11 protein-coding genes and 1 riboswitch are annotated in these 14529 nt (G+C 37.8%); of the genes, 10 read left to right on the top strand and 1 reads right to left on the bottom strand.

All coding sequences use genetic code 11. From position 1 onward, the window contains the following. Window positions 1–75: 75 nt before the first annotated feature. From LIS78_RS07315 to LIS78_RS07325, 3 genes are all read left to right on the top strand, one after another. Window positions 76–1593: a carboxypeptidase M32 gene (locus tag LIS78_RS07315; protein ID WP_252284887.1), complete on the top strand. Its 1518-nt coding sequence runs from the start codon at window positions 76–78 to the stop codon at window positions 1591–1593. A gap of 97 nt (window positions 1594–1690) precedes the next feature. After that, window positions 1691–1792: riboswitch (purine riboswitch) on the top strand. A 103-nt stretch (window positions 1793–1895) separates the two neighbouring features. Continuing rightward, window positions 1896–2489, top strand: coding sequence for a xanthine phosphoribosyltransferase (locus LIS78_RS07320; protein ID WP_209151266.1), 594 nt, complete (start codon window positions 1896–1898; stop codon window positions 2487–2489). A gap of 1 nt (window position 2490) precedes the next feature. Further along, on the top strand, window positions 2491–3801 hold the full coding sequence (locus tag LIS78_RS07325; RefSeq protein WP_013082372.1) for a nucleobase:cation symporter-2 family protein: 1311 nt from the start codon (window positions 2491–2493) through the stop codon (window positions 3799–3801). Window positions 3802–4029: 228 nt separating this feature from the next. On the opposite strand, the gene LIS78_RS07330 is transcribed toward LIS78_RS07325, so the two are convergent. Then, window positions 4030–4890 carry a LysR family transcriptional regulator gene (locus LIS78_RS07330; RefSeq protein ID WP_209151268.1) on the bottom strand — a complete coding sequence of 287 codons (861 nt, stop codon included), beginning with the start codon at window positions 4888–4890 and terminating at the stop codon, window positions 4030–4032. A 130-nt stretch (window positions 4891–5020) separates the two neighbouring features. Between LIS78_RS07330 and LIS78_RS07335 the strand changes: the two genes are divergently transcribed. From LIS78_RS07335 to LIS78_RS07365, 7 genes are all read left to right on the top strand, one after another. Then, entirely contained in the window at window positions 5021–6445 is a 1425-nt protein-coding gene (locus tag LIS78_RS07335) for an NAD-dependent succinate-semialdehyde dehydrogenase (protein ID WP_209151269.1), read from the top strand. A gap of 539 nt (window positions 6446–6984) precedes the next feature. Then, window positions 6985–7527 (top strand): GNAT family N-acetyltransferase, encoded by a 543-nt coding sequence (locus LIS78_RS07340; protein WP_252284888.1) that lies wholly within the window; start codon window positions 6985–6987, stop codon window positions 7525–7527. 224 nt (window positions 7528–7751) lie between these two features. Continuing rightward, window positions 7752–8837, top strand: coding sequence for a type III polyketide synthase (locus LIS78_RS07345; RefSeq protein WP_252284889.1), 1086 nt, complete (start codon window positions 7752–7754; stop codon window positions 8835–8837). Between the two features lie 5 nt (window positions 8838–8842). Continuing rightward, a complete protein-coding gene (locus LIS78_RS07350; protein ID WP_013082378.1) occupies window positions 8843–9400 on the top strand; it encodes an isoprenylcysteine carboxyl methyltransferase family protein in 558 nt (185 codons plus the stop codon). A gap of 384 nt (window positions 9401–9784) precedes the next feature. Next, a complete protein-coding gene (locus LIS78_RS07355; RefSeq protein WP_252284890.1) occupies window positions 9785–13402 on the top strand; it encodes a dynamin family protein in 3618 nt (1205 codons plus the stop codon). Between the two features lie 5 nt (window positions 13403–13407). Further along, entirely contained in the window at window positions 13408–14181 is a 774-nt protein-coding gene (locus LIS78_RS07360) for a nucleotidyltransferase domain-containing protein (protein WP_252284891.1), read from the top strand. After that, complete coding sequence (locus LIS78_RS07365; RefSeq protein WP_013082381.1) at window positions 14178–14435, top strand: DUF2533 family protein; 258 nt, start codon at window positions 14178–14180, stop codon at window positions 14433–14435. The genes LIS78_RS07360 and LIS78_RS07365 overlap by 4 nt, the downstream gene beginning before the upstream one ends. The last annotated feature ends 94 nt before the right edge of the window (window positions 14436–14529 follow it).

Raw genomic sequence — 14529 nt, forward strand, 5'->3', positions numbered from 1 at the left:
TTCAGTTATATACACACCGTTACTATTATGATAAAATAATTTATGGTGAAATAAGGAAAGTAAGGAGGAAAAACAATGAGAGAAGACATACATAAAATTGAGAAACAATTTTATGAATACATGAATAAAATCAAAAGTTATCACGAGGCAATCGGAGTGATGTACTGGGATTTGAGGACAGGTGCTCCAAAAAAAGGGGCGGATCAACGTTCTGAAGTTATTGGCATGATGTCATCAGAAGCGTTCAATCTTTCTGTTTCTGATGAAATGGCAGGTTTTATTGAGAAATTAACGCACCCTGAGTCGCAGCCTTACATAAACGATATTACGAAAAAAGCAGTGGAAGAATGTAAAAAAGAATATGACTTAAATAAAAAGATTCCTTCGCATGAATATAAAGAATACGTTACGTTAACTTCAAAAGCTGAGTCGGTTTGGGAAGACGCAAAAGAAAAAGCAGATTTTGCTTTATTTCAACCGTACCTTGAAAAAATTGTAGCGTTCAATCAGAAGTTTGTGGAGTATTGGGGGTATGAAGGAAATAAATATAACCGTTTATTGGACCTTTTTGAACCGGGGATGACGGTTGAAATCTTAGACGAGGTATTTGGAAAGCTACGGGAGCATATTGTGCCTCTTGTTCAGCGAATCGCCGGGTCAAATACAAAGCCGAAGACGGAATTTTTATTCCGTACTTTCCCAAAAGAAGCGCAAAAACAATTTAGTCTAGACGTGTTAAAAGCACTTGGCTATGATTTTGAAGCGGGGCGACTTGATGAAACAGTCCATCCTTTTGCTACTGGCTTAAACCCGGGAGATGTGCGCATCACGACTAAATATGCCGAAAACGATTTCCGAACGGCTATTTTTGGAACGATTCACGAATGCGGCCATGCTTTATATGAGCAGAATATTTCAAAGGATCTTGTCGGTACGGTTCTATGTGAAGGTACTTCAATGGGAATTCATGAATCACAGTCGCTGTTTTTTGAGCAGTTTGTCGGCAAAAATAAAGCATTTTGGCAGCATCATTACGACGTACTAAAAAAGCATGCGCCGGGACAATTTGACGATGTAGGTTTAGAAGATTTTTACCGAGGAGTAAATGAGGCAAAACCGTCGCTTATTCGTATTGAAGCAGATGAGTTAACGTATCCTCTTCATATTATGATTCGTTACGAAATTGAAAAAGGATTAATAAACGGGGAGTATAAAGTTGAGGATTTACCGGAAATTTGGAATGAGAAATACGAAGAATATCTAGGGGTTCGTCCAAGTCACGATGGAGAAGGCGTGCTTCAGGACGTACACTGGGCCGGAGGAAGCTTTGGGTACTTCCCTTCCTATGCTCTAGGCTATATGTACGCAGCGCAGCTTAAGCATACCATGTTAAAAGACTTGCCTAATTATGATGAACTCCTGGAAAAAGGAGAAATTTCGCCGATTACAAATTGGTTAACAGAACATATTCACCAGTACGGAAAAATGAAAAAACCTCTTAAAATTTTAAACGATGTGACGGGCGAAGGATTAAATGTAGATTATTTAATTCAATATCTAGAAGAGAAATACCGACAAATTTATCACGTATAAAAAGTGCTATAACCGAATATTATGTTTTGTATCGCAAGTAAATGTTCGAAAATATCTTTTTTAGATATTTTCAAATAAAAGATTTGCTGATATAATACAATTAACTCAATAACGCACTCATATAATGACGAGAATAAGGCTCGTAAGTATCTACCAAACTACCGTAAATAGTTTGACTATGGGTGAGCGATGAAGTTTGTTTTTCACTTTTGTGCGTAAAAGCTCAAAGACATTGCTCTACTCATATACGAGTGCAGCTATGTTTTTGAGCTTTTTTAATACAAACGTTGGAGGAACGAACTATGCAAGTTTTGCAAAACAAAATTTTAACAGATGGTATCGTATTATCGGACACGGTTTTAAAAGTAGACACATTTTTAAACCACCAAATGGATCCTGTATTGATGAAAGAAATTGGAGAAGAATTTGCTTTGCGCTTTGGAAATGCAGGAATTACGAAGATTTTAACGATTGAATCATCAGGAATTGCTCCAGCGATTATGACCGCATTGAAGCTAAACGTTGAGATGGTGTTTGCTAGAAAAAGAAAATCTTTAACACTTCAAGACGGACTCATTACATCAAAAGTATATTCATTTACAAAAAAAGAAGAAAATGAAATTTCAGTTGCTGATAAATTTATTCGAGAAGATGACGTGATTTTAATTATTGATGACTTTTTAGCAAACGGTCAAGCTGCATTCGGCTTGATGGATATCGTGCAAAAAGCAGGTGCTAAAGTAGGTGGCATTGGTATTGTTATTGAAAAAGCGTTCCAAGATGGAGGAAAACAAATTCGTAAATCAGGCGTTAAAGTAGAATCATTAGCACGCATTCAGTCTTTATCAAATGGTAAAGTGACATTTGTTGAAGATAAACCAACAGTGGAGGTTTAATATGAATAAAGGAAAAGTCTTTTCACTTGGTTTACAGCATGTTTTAGCTATGTACGGAGGTGCGATTGTTGTTCCGCTTATTGTTGGAGGAGCCATCGGCTTGACTCAGCAGCAGCTTACGTATTTAGTGGCGATTGACTTATTTATGTGCGGTGTGGCAACGTTACTGCAAGTATGGAAAAATCGTTTTTTTGGAATTGGTCTTCCAGTTGTATTAGGGTGTACGTTTACTGCCGTAGGACCTATGATTTCAATTGGAGGTTCTTACGGCGTTTCCTCCATATATGGTTCTATTATTGTCGCTGGTTTACTCATTGTCCTTCTTTCTGCTTTTTTAGGTAAATTGGTTAAGTTTTTCCCTCCTTTAGTTACGGGTTCGGTTGTAACGATTATTGGAATTACGTTAATTCCTGTAGCGATAAAAGATTTAGCCGGAGGAGAAGGAAGTAAAGATTTTGGCAGCTTGAGCAATTTAGGTTTAGGTTTTGGCGTTTTGCTATTAATTATTGTTCTGTATCGATTTACAAAAGGATTTATGCGCTCTGTCTCTGTGTTATTAGGATTAGTTGTTGGAACAATTGCAGCGTCTTTTATGGGAAAAGTCGATTTTTCCGGCGTAAAAGAAGAAGCGTGGGTTCATATGCCACATGTGCTGTACTTTGGGATGCCAACTTTTAATATTATGGCCATTCTGACAATGTTCCTTGTTTTACTTGTTGGCATTGTCGAGTCAACAGGCGTTTATTTTGCCGTTAGTGATATTTGTAAAAAAGAAGTGGATGAAAAAGATTTATCTAAAGGCTATCGTGCAGAAGGATTGGCGATTTTATTAGGCGGATTTTTTAACGCATTTCCTTATACAGCGTATTCTCAAAATGTAGGACTTTTACAGTTGTCAGGTGTTCGCACAAGAAATGTTGTATTTGCAGCGAGTGGAATTTTAATCGTTTTAGGTTTTCTACCTAAAATCGCAGCCGTGACGACAGTTATCCCGAGCTCTGTACTTGGAGGAGCAATGGTAGCTATGTTTGGAATGGTAATCTCTTCAGGTATTAAAATCCTTAGTCAAGTTGATTTAGCAAAACAAGAAAACCTTCTTGTGATTGCATGTTCGGTTGGCATGGGTCTAGGAGTGACAGTTGTACCTGAACTCTTCAAAAACTTACCAGAGAGTCTTCAAGTTCTTACTGGAAGCGGTATTGTAATGGGGAGTTTTACAGCAATCTTTTTAAATATTGTCTTTAATATGATGAAATCACCACGTACGCAAGTTGCAGAAACAAAGTTAACAAATGAAGTAGTATCGAAATAAAAAGAGGCTAGGACAAAAGTATTTTAGTTGAGAAGATCCGAACGATTAATCGTTCGGATCTTCTCATTGTCATGGGGAACATAGGTTTAATTTATTTAGTTGTTTCTTATTGTTGATTGGAGGGCAAGGCGAAGACTCCTGCGGAAAGCGGAGCCTTGCACCGAAATCAACGGCGGTGTAACAAGCGATCCATAGTAGATCATTTATCCAATTTGTTCGTCTTTCCTATTAAGACCGTGTTTTGAAAAACAGTGTATAAAGCATTTTTCCCACATCAGGATTTTTTGCCACTAATGAAATTTCTCTTTTGAATTTGAAGTCTGTAATGGGTAAAGCTTTAATGTTTGAGCTTTGTAAATGGCGCATAAAAATTTCAGGTAGAATTGAAATACCTAAATTAGCTGAAATAAATCCCATAATACTTTGAGCAAATTCAATTTCATTGGCAATGGGGATTTTTAAGTTATGACGATTGTACGCTTTTTCTACTAGTGTCCGAACATCGCACCCTGGGGGGAGAACTACAATGGGTTCTTCTTTGAAATCTTCAAATGATACGTTTTCTTTTTCGGCTAACGGGTGCTGATCATTCACAAATAAATAAAAGTCTTCTTTGAACAATAGTTTTGACCAGTAAGTATGTTGAACCTCTCGATCATCAAATAAAGCCCCGTCAATTTTATTGCTTTCTAACTGCTCTAACAAATCATAATAGTGATGCGAGGTTTTTATATCAATATGGCGATCGTGGTCTTTAGCAGAAGCCAGTTGATAAGGTAAGTAAAAAGCAGCCATACTCTGCCACGTTCCGATAGTTAAATCACAAGCTTCTTGCGTAGATACTAATTTTTTTTGAAGAGCATGAACGCTTGATAGTATGGATTCACCTTCTTGTAAAAGAATTTCACCTGCTGAGGTTAATTCTACTCCTGTAGCGGAGCGAATAAATAATGTTACTCCTAAATCTTCTTCTAGTTTTCTCATTTGCTTACTAAGTGCAGGCTGCGTCATATGCAGCTGTTCGCTTGCTTTGCTTAAGCTTTTTGTTTTGGCTGTTTCAATAAAAGACTCAAGCCACTCTGTTTTCATATTTATCACCTATAACCTTTTGTTATACCCATAGTATAGAAGGGAAGTTCTCATAAATCAACGAAGATGCTAGTGTATATAGTGTAGTTAACACAGCACAAAGAAATTCACACAACTAGGAGGATGAATGATGTATCCAAACAAACTATATATTAACGGTGAATGGACAACAACGGAAGAGAAAATTGATGTGATTAATCCAGCAACAAAAGAAGTTATAGGACAAATTCCAAAGGCAGGCGCAAAGGAAGCAGCTTCTGCAACCGATGCAGCGGCTGCAGCTTTTAAAACATGGTCGAAAAGAACCGCTCAAGAGCGCAGTGCTATTTTAATGAGATGGCATCAACTAATTGAAAATCATAAAGATGAACTAGCAGAAATTATGACAACGGAACAAGGCAAACCATTTGCAGAAGCAAAAGGTGAAGTGCAGTATGGCAATGATTATATTGCTTGGTTTGCTGAAGAAGGAAAGCGTGTATACGGTGAAACGATTCCAGCTCATCATACGCATAAACGTATTACGGTTAAAAAACAGCCTGTTGGCGTTGTAGCAGCTATTACACCATGGAACTTCCCTGCAGCAATGATTACGCGTAAAGTGGCCCCAGCTCTTGCAGCAGGATGTACAATTGTTTTAAAACCATCTGAAGAAACACCATTTACAGCATTTCGTTTAGTAGAGCTCGCAGAAGAAGCGGGAGTTCCAAAAGGTGTGATTAATGTTGTTACTGGAGATGCAGCAGCTATTGGTGACACATGGCAAAAAGACGGACGCATCCGAAAATTAACATTTACTGGTTCAACAGCGGTTGGTAAACATTTAATGCGCGGTGCTGCGGATACTGTGAAAAAATTATCGCTGGAATTAGGCGGTCATGCACCGTTTATCGTAACAGAAAATGCAGATTTAGACGCTGCTGTAAACGGCGTAATTGCTTCTAAGTTTGTCAACGCAGGTCAAACGTGTATCTGCACAAACCGCGTATATGTACAAGAATCCATTGCAGATGCTTTTGTTGAAAAATTTGCAGCAAAAGCGGCGGAATTAACAGTAGGAAATGGATTAGAAGAAGGTACACAAGTTGGACCGTTAATTAACGACAAAGCGGTTGAGAAAGTAAAAGCACAAATTGCGGATGCAAAAAGTAAAGGAGCTAAAGTTGTGGTTGGCGGACAAGCTATAACAACTAAAAACGGTTTCTTTATGGAGCCGACAATTATTATAAATGTAACTGATGACATGAATTGCATGTTTGAAGAAACGTTTGGACCATTGGCACCTGTAGCAACATTCAAAACAGTAGAAGAAGCCGTAGAACGAGCAAACAATAGCCCTTATGGTTTAGCCGCTTACGTATTTACAGAAAACATTAAAGAAGCAACGTTTGTATCTGAAGAGTTAGAATACGGCATTGTAGGAGTAAATGATGGCTCTCCATCTGCAGCTCAAGCTCCATTCGGTGGCTTTAAAGAAAGTGGTCTTGGACGTGAAGGAAGTCATTACGGCATTGAAGATTATTTAGAAGTAAAATATATCTCAATGGGACTATAATAAAAAGTAGAGGCTGGGACAAAAATATTTTAGTCGAAGTGAAATACGAACTAGTAACTAATAATCAAAATTATTGGTTGTTAGTTCGTATTTTTTTGTTGTTAAGATGGACGTAGCGCTTTCATGTGTTTCGTTGCTTCTAGCTGTTGATTGGAGGGCGAGGCGAAGACTCCCGCGGAAATCGAAGCCTTGCAGGAGATCCACAGCGGTGTCACAAGCAGTCCAGCTCATTAATCCCATTTGTTGTTCGTCTTGAGGTTGGATTGATTTCGTTGTGTCCCAGCCTCTTTTTTATGAACTTTTGTAAAGAAAATTTGGAATAATAGTTCTTTAACGCAATTAATTGCATTTCTAGGATGTCTGTGCAAGAATAAATATTTCAAAAATGGTTTAGCTTTGTTTAAAGCGTGGGTAATACAACAAATGCACATGATTGCTTGTTAGATGAAATGAAAAGCAGAACTTTACCACTGATAAATTACGCAAGCTAGAACCAAAATAGTAGTACTGAATGGTGAAAAATATAGGAGTTGATATAGATGATTATAGCAGAGAAAAACATAGTGAAATTTAAAGCAAAAGACGGACGTGAAGTCACTATTCGCCCCGCACAGGCAAGTGATGCGGAGCATATTACAACAGCGGTAAGAGAAATTATTGAGGCTGGGGAATTTATTCAAAAAGATGAGCCGCGCACCGTCCAAGAAGAACAAGATTTTATTGCATCAGTAGAAAAGAACAATCACATGTACGTTGTAGCTGAGGTCGAAGGTGAAGTGCTTGGAATTGCACGTGTTCTTAGAGGCGAAATTAAAATGAAGCGCCACACGGGGCTCTTCCGTACATGGCTTATTTCAAAAGCACAGGGAATGGGAATAGGAAAACAATTTATGAATTATACGCTAAACTGGTGCAAAGAAAATAATCTTCATAAACTTTCTTTAACTGTGTTTGCTTCGAATAAAGTGGCATACGAATTGTATAAAAAGGTAGGATTTGAACAAGAAGGCGTTATGAAAGAACAAGCTTATTTCAACAATGAATATGTAGATGAAATCTATATGTCCATTTTCTTTTCATAAAAAATAAGCACTTATTTTCGTCAATCCATAAATTGTATCTGTACATTCAGATTATTTGCGCTATAATAAAAGTGCACAACAAACATACACTTCTTCAAAACGTAGACTTTCCTGAGTTACAGGAAAGTTTTTTTGTGTTTCGCCTCCATTCCACTAAAAAAGAATTGAATAAATCCCCAGCTATTACAAATGTTAAATGTAACGCAATCAAAGAGGTGAAGTGTATGCCAAAGATTATCTCAGTTGGATTTGGAGTTCCCCCTTATGAATTAACTCAGCAAGACACGCTGCTATTTGCAAAAGAACTTTTTTCCGAATCGTTTAAAGATATTAATCGTCTGCTGACCGTTTTTCAAAATGGCCAAATTGAGAAACGTAATTTTGCCAAAGACTTATCTTGGTTTCAAGAAGATCATACATTCGAAGAAAAAAATGATGCTTTTATAGAATCTGCTGTTGAATTAGGTACAAAAGCAATTGAAGACTGCTTAACAAATAAGAACTATGTAAGTACCCCTTTGCCGTGTGGAGAAATTGAGGCTATTTTTTATGTTTCAACAAGCGGTTTAGCTACGCCTAGTATTGAAGCGCGAATTATGAATAAGCTTGCGTTCTCAGACCATACAAAAAGAATTCCTATTTGGGGATTAGGGTGTGCTGGAGGAGCGTCTGGGCTTTCAAGAGCTTATGAGTATTGCAAAGCCTTTCCGCGTGCCAAAGTCCTTGTTTTATCCATTGAGCTCTGCAGTTTAACTTTTCAGCGAAATGATCGTTCAAAAAGCAACTTAATCGGTACATCTTTATTTGCAGATGGAGTAGCGGCTGCTTTAGTCGCAGGTGACGAAGCTGATACCACTTTTGCCATTGAAAAAAGCTATCCTTACATTTTACATACACAATCGACGCTCATGCCCAATTCAGAAGATGTAATGGGATGGGAGATTAAAAATGATGGACTATTTGTTGTCTTTTCAAAAGATATTCCCACGATTATCGATTCGTGGTTAGGCGGAGAAGTTGAGTCATTTTTACAAACACAGAATTTGACCAGTCGCGATTTGAAGCATTTTGTTGCTCATCCTGGAGGGAAAAAAGTGCTTGAAGCATATGTATCAACGCTATCGCTAAACGAAAATATGATTGCTGATTCCCTAGATGTACTTAAAAACCATGGAAACATGTCTTCGGCAACCGTTTTGTATGTGCTAGACCGCTTTATGAAGAAAGAAATTTCGAGTAAAGAATACGGTTTATTAACAGCTCTTGGCCCTGGATTTAGTTCTGAAATGCTTCTATTAGAGTGGAGGTAAAGCGATTGTTTTTTTATAGCTTTTTTGTATTTATTATCTTACAGCGTCTATGTGAATTGGTTATTGCCAAAAGAAATGAAGCTTGGATGAAGAAGCAGGGAGCATACGAAGCTGGTCAAAGTCACTACAAATGGATGGTAAGCATGCATGCCGCTTTTTTTGCTGCTCTTTTTACGGAAGTGTATGTGTTAAACGATGGAATGTATCACTTTTCTTTTTTGTTGTTTAGCTTTTTTGTGCTTGTTCAACTTGCAAGAATATGGGCTATTTCTTCGTTAGGAAAGTATTGGAATACAAAAATTATCGTCTTGCCTAATGCGAAGGTTGTGCTAAGAGGTCCTTATCGTTTTATGAAGCACCCTAACTATACAGTAGTAGCGGCAGAATTGGTGTTAGTTCCGCTTATGTTTCAGGCATACTGGACGTTAGCTATTTTTTCTGTTTTCAATTTGTGTATATTAGCCGTCAGAATTCCCTTAGAAGAGCAAGCGTTAACGAATGAAACAAATTACGGCGAAGTCATGCAAAACAGGGGACGTTTCTTTCCTGTAAAAAAATCTTAAAACTAATTGAAAATGATTATCTTTCATGATAAGATAAAACAAATGATAAAGATTATCAATTTCATCAAGTAGAAACGGTGGTGGACGTAATGGTTAGTCTTTTTGTGATCGGAGCACTTGCTACATATGTTGGCGTCACAACGTATGTAATGAAAAATATTGAAAAAGCCCAAAAGGCGTAACATACATGGGATGAATAAAAAGTACGATGCAAAGCTGTCAAATTATTGACAGCTTTTTTTATTGTTTTTGTAACTAAAAATTCAGTTTTTTATGGGAAAACGCATGTGAATCAAGTAAAATAGAGAAAGAATAAGCAGAAATGAAGCTGGATAGAGAACATTTAAATACAGTCTTGAATGAGGCAAAAGGGGTAGAGTAATAATGGGTAAAGTGAGTGTGAAACATCAAGAAAATCTCCAATTGGAAGCATCTCTTTTTCATTTACATAAGCAATTTCAAGCAGCTGGAGATGAACAGCAGGCAGCAAAAGCAATACAGCTGTTAAAAAAGTGGGTGAACGGCGAATTTGTTGTAGCATTTTGCGGACATTTTTCGGCTGGAAAATCGAGCATGATTAACGAATTAATGGGGCAAGCAATTTTGCCTGCAAGTCCTATTCCAACAAGCGCAAACTTAGTATCAGTAAAAGCTGGGGATGAGCATGCAACCGTTTATTACCGCAAACAGCCGCCGGTGCGTTATGAAGCGCCTTATGAGTATGAGCAAATTAAGCAGTTTGCTGTCGATGGAGATGAAGTAGAGTCCATTCATTTATCGATAGATACAGATGCTATTCCTAAAAATGTTGTGGTGATGGACACACCGGGAATTGATTCAACAGATGATGCGCATCGTGTATCGACCGAGTCAGCTCTTCACTTAGCTGACGTTATTTTCTACGTGATGGATTATAATCATGTGCAGGCAGAATTAAATCTTCAATTTGCAAAACAGCTGCAAGAAGCTAATAAAACGCTTTATTTAATTGTAAATCAAATCGATAAACACCAAGAAGATCAGCTAACATTTCAAGCATTTAAAGAATCTGTAGAAACGTCATTTTTAAAGTGGAATGTGAGACCAGAAGGAATCTTCTATACGTCCTTAAAAGAGCCAGCCAACCGTCATAATGATCTTTCGTACGTAAAATCTCTATTACTTGCTATGATGACGGAAAAAGAAAACCGACATCAGCATATTCAACATGCGATGCAAATGTTAATTGACGATCACCTTGCCTTTATTGAAGACCAAGAAGAAGAAAAGTTAACGATTCATGACAAGCTGCGCCATCAGCTGACGCTTGAGAACCATGAAATGAATAAGCAGCAAAAAGAGCAGCTTCTCGAAAAAGAAGCTGAAATGAGGCGTGCTGAAAAGCAGCTAGCAGAAACGTACCAACAAGAAACAGATAAGATACTAAGCAACGCCAATTTAACACCATATGAAATGAGAGAAAAAGCTAGGCTGTTTTTAGAAACGACAAAGCCTGATTTTAAAGTAGGCCTTTTATTTGCTAAGAAAAAGACCGAGGAAGTAAAAAAAGAGCGGCTGACGTTATTTTTTGATGATATGAAAGAACGAGCAGCTTCTCAGCTGCAGTGGCACTTGCAGCAATATGTGCAAGAGCTGGTGAAAAATCAAAATCTTACCGACCCGGATCTTATACGCCAGGTTCAGCAGTTTGAAATCCCGTTAGAACCGCATGATTTAATTGAAACGGTAAAGGCAGGAGCTACGATTAATGGTGATTATGTTTTAACGTACGCAAAAGATGTAGCCGATCATATTAAGAAAAAAGCCACGCGATTATTATACGAGCTTTATGCGCAAATCGAACAGAGCAAAATCGAGCAAGATGAAGTAAAGCGTGAGAACATTTCTCAACACTTGCAGGAATGTGAGGCATTTGAAGAAGCGTATACATCTCTTCAGGAAATGAAAGCAAAACTGGCACGTACAAAAGCTTTGCTTCAATCTTTACAGCAAACTGATGACAACCTAACGGCAGAAGATACAAACGAGTTGTCATATATGTTACAAGAAGAATATGAAACGGGCATCATGAAAGCTGAAGAAAAGCATGAAGCTGTGAGTGAGCAGCAGTTAGTTTCACAGCCTGAGGAAGCTGTGCATGAAACAGGAACAGAAAAGGTTCTTCAAGATGTATCAGCTGTTCTCGAACAGCTCCGTTCATTTGGAAAGTTAGACCGCTTTATTAACAGGCTTCAAGAAAAGCGTAAAAAGCTATCAAATCAAACGTTTACCGTAGCTTTATTCGGAGCATTCAGTGCCGGTAAGTCATCTTTTGCTAATGCGTTGATTGGAGAAAGATTACTTCCTGTATCTCCGAACCCAACAACAGCAACCATCAATAAAATTATGCCTCCAACAGAAAAACGGCCGCATAAAACAGCTGTTGTGCAAATGAAAACAAACGAGCAGATGATCCAAGATTTAAATGGTGCACTTAAGCTGTTTCATCATGAAGTAGAATCAATTGACGAAGCGCTAACGATTATTCCAACCCTGCAGGCAACAGAAGAGCTGCAGCTGCATTTGTCGTTTTTACAGGCAGTAGAAAAAGGCTACGCCGAAGTCAAGCAGCATATCGGTTTAGAAGTAGTAGTGGATACAGAAGAATTTCATGATTATGTAGCCAAAGAAGAAAAAGCGTGTTTTGTTCAATTTATTAACCTGTATTATGACTGTGAATTTACTCGCTTAGGCATTACGCTCGTTGATACACCCGGAGCTGATTCAATCAATGCGAGACACACGGGAGTAGCGTTTGAGTATATCAAAAATGCAGATGCCATTTTATTTGTAACGTATTATAATCATGCGTTTTCAAAAGCTGACCGCGAATTTCTTATTCAGCTTGGCCGTGTAAAAGATGTATTTGCGCTTGATAAAATGTTTTTCTTAGTAAATGCAGCGGACCTAGCCAGCTCGGATACAGAGCTGCAGTTAGTTCAGACGTACGTAAAAGAGCAGCTTGAACAGTATGGTATACGCTTTCCGCGCTTATACCCGGTATCAAGCTTGCAGGCTTTGCAAAACCACGAGGATAAAATGTTTCTGCCATTCAAAAATGCGTTTTACCGCTTCATAAATTATGAATTACCAGAGCTTGCTATCCAAAGTGTTTATGCAGATTTCGAACAAATTTTAGCAGTTGCCAATGAAATGAAACAGGTGCAAACAAAATCAGAAGTGGATAAAAAGCGATACATTCAATCTCTTCACATAAAAAATGAGCAGGTAGCAGCAAAACTGCATGAAATTCATTTTGAATATGAACAACAGCAGTTTGACCGAGAATTAGAAGAGCTCTTATTTTATGTAAAAAAACGTCTGTTTGTGAGGTACGATGATTTCTTTAAAGAAGCATTCAGTCCAGCAAACTTAAGGGATGATCGAGGTGAAAAGCAAAAGCAGCTGCGCCTGTGTTTACAGGAGTTGTTAACGTCTATTTCCTTCGACGCAACTCAAGAAGTGCGTGCGACCACTTTGCGAATCGAAAAATACATCGTAAAATTAATCGAAGACTGGCATCGAATGATTATTACAAAGCTACAGCGCTATGAACCGACGTTTACTCCAACGTTGAACTCGTTAGAGCCTCCAAATGGCAGTGAAGTTGTGACAAGTCATCAATTTGATGAGAATGAATCGTATCAAAAAGAGCTTTCACTGTATAAAAACAATAAAAGCTTTTTTGAAAAAAATGAGAAAGCAAAGCTTCACGCTGCTTTACTAGAACGTATTAAGCCGGATGTTAATCACTACATTGCGAAAGAAGAAGCCGCTCTTCATTCACACTATACCCATTTAGTGAATCAGTACGTTTTAGCGCATAAACAGTCTGTATCTGAAGAATGGTATGATTATTACAAACAGCTGCAAGCGGCCGTGTCTGAAGAATTTCCAATTCAAGAATTGGTAAGTACAATGACGGTGCTAGAACATGTATTGGAGGAAAGAAAGGGTCATTAATTTTTATGTCTACACACATAAATAAACGTTTACAGGAAATTGAAAAAGAATATAATGTGGAAATTTTGTTTGCATGTGAATCAGGCAGCCGTGCTTACGGACTCGATACGTTAGCGAGTGATTTTGACGTCCGCTTTATATACAAATATAAAGCATCACGCTATCTTCATCTCAATAGACCTCAAGAGGTCATTAATGTAGCAGAAGGCAATTATGATATGCAAGGGTGGGATTTGTACAAAACCATTTATTTGTTTACAAAATCAAACCCTTCGCTTTATGAGTGGCTATGGTCGCCTTTTGTTTATTATCAGAAGCCATCGTTTGCTGAGCCACTTCGGCAAATGATGGCTCAATCATATTCCTTAAAAGCATTGGGATATCATTATTTTAAAATTTTAACGATAAATAGTAAAAGAAATCTGACATCTTCTGTTACAATAGAGGATATAAAAGTGATGCTCCAACTGATTCGTGCATTTTTATCACTGAAAGTAGTAGTAAAGCAGCGCAGTTTCCCTGTCATTTTATTTGCTGACTTATGCAAGCAGGCAAACCTTGATGATAGGCAGCAATCCATCATTAAGCAGTTTGTACAATGCAAGGTAAGCGGGCAAATTGTTTTTAATGAGAAAATGAAGAACTTTTTGGACAGCATTAAGAAAGAAGCTGCAGCGATAGAAGAAAACTTAAAAGAATTACCGGAAAAGCGAATCAGTTATGAGGACATTAACTTATTTTTACTAACTCAGCATAATATAATGGAGGAAAGAACATGAGTGTACATAAAGAAATTTCAGCCCATTCTAAAAAACAGCACGAATTAGTACGTGCTTTTGCCAGCTTAGAAGCTCGACGCGAGCAAGCTATTGAAGCAGCTGTGCTTTTGTGTAAAGAAGGGAAGCCCTTTTCTGTAGACGGTATTAACGCTGTAACAGCAGAAATTAATGAGCTGTCTCAAAAATATACCATCATTCCAGGCCGTAAAGTAGTGACAGAAGAAATGGTTAAAGAGTACGTAGCAAGAATATAAACGTGCTAAGCTCTGGTGTTTTTACCTTAATTTGAACAGGATATGACGTGCCGCTTGATCCATACTAATAGTGTACCAACGAGGTACAAATAGG

The organism is Priestia megaterium (assembly GCF_023824195.1).
Taxonomy (GTDB): Bacteria; Bacillota; Bacilli; order Bacillales; family Bacillaceae_H; genus Priestia; species Priestia megaterium_D.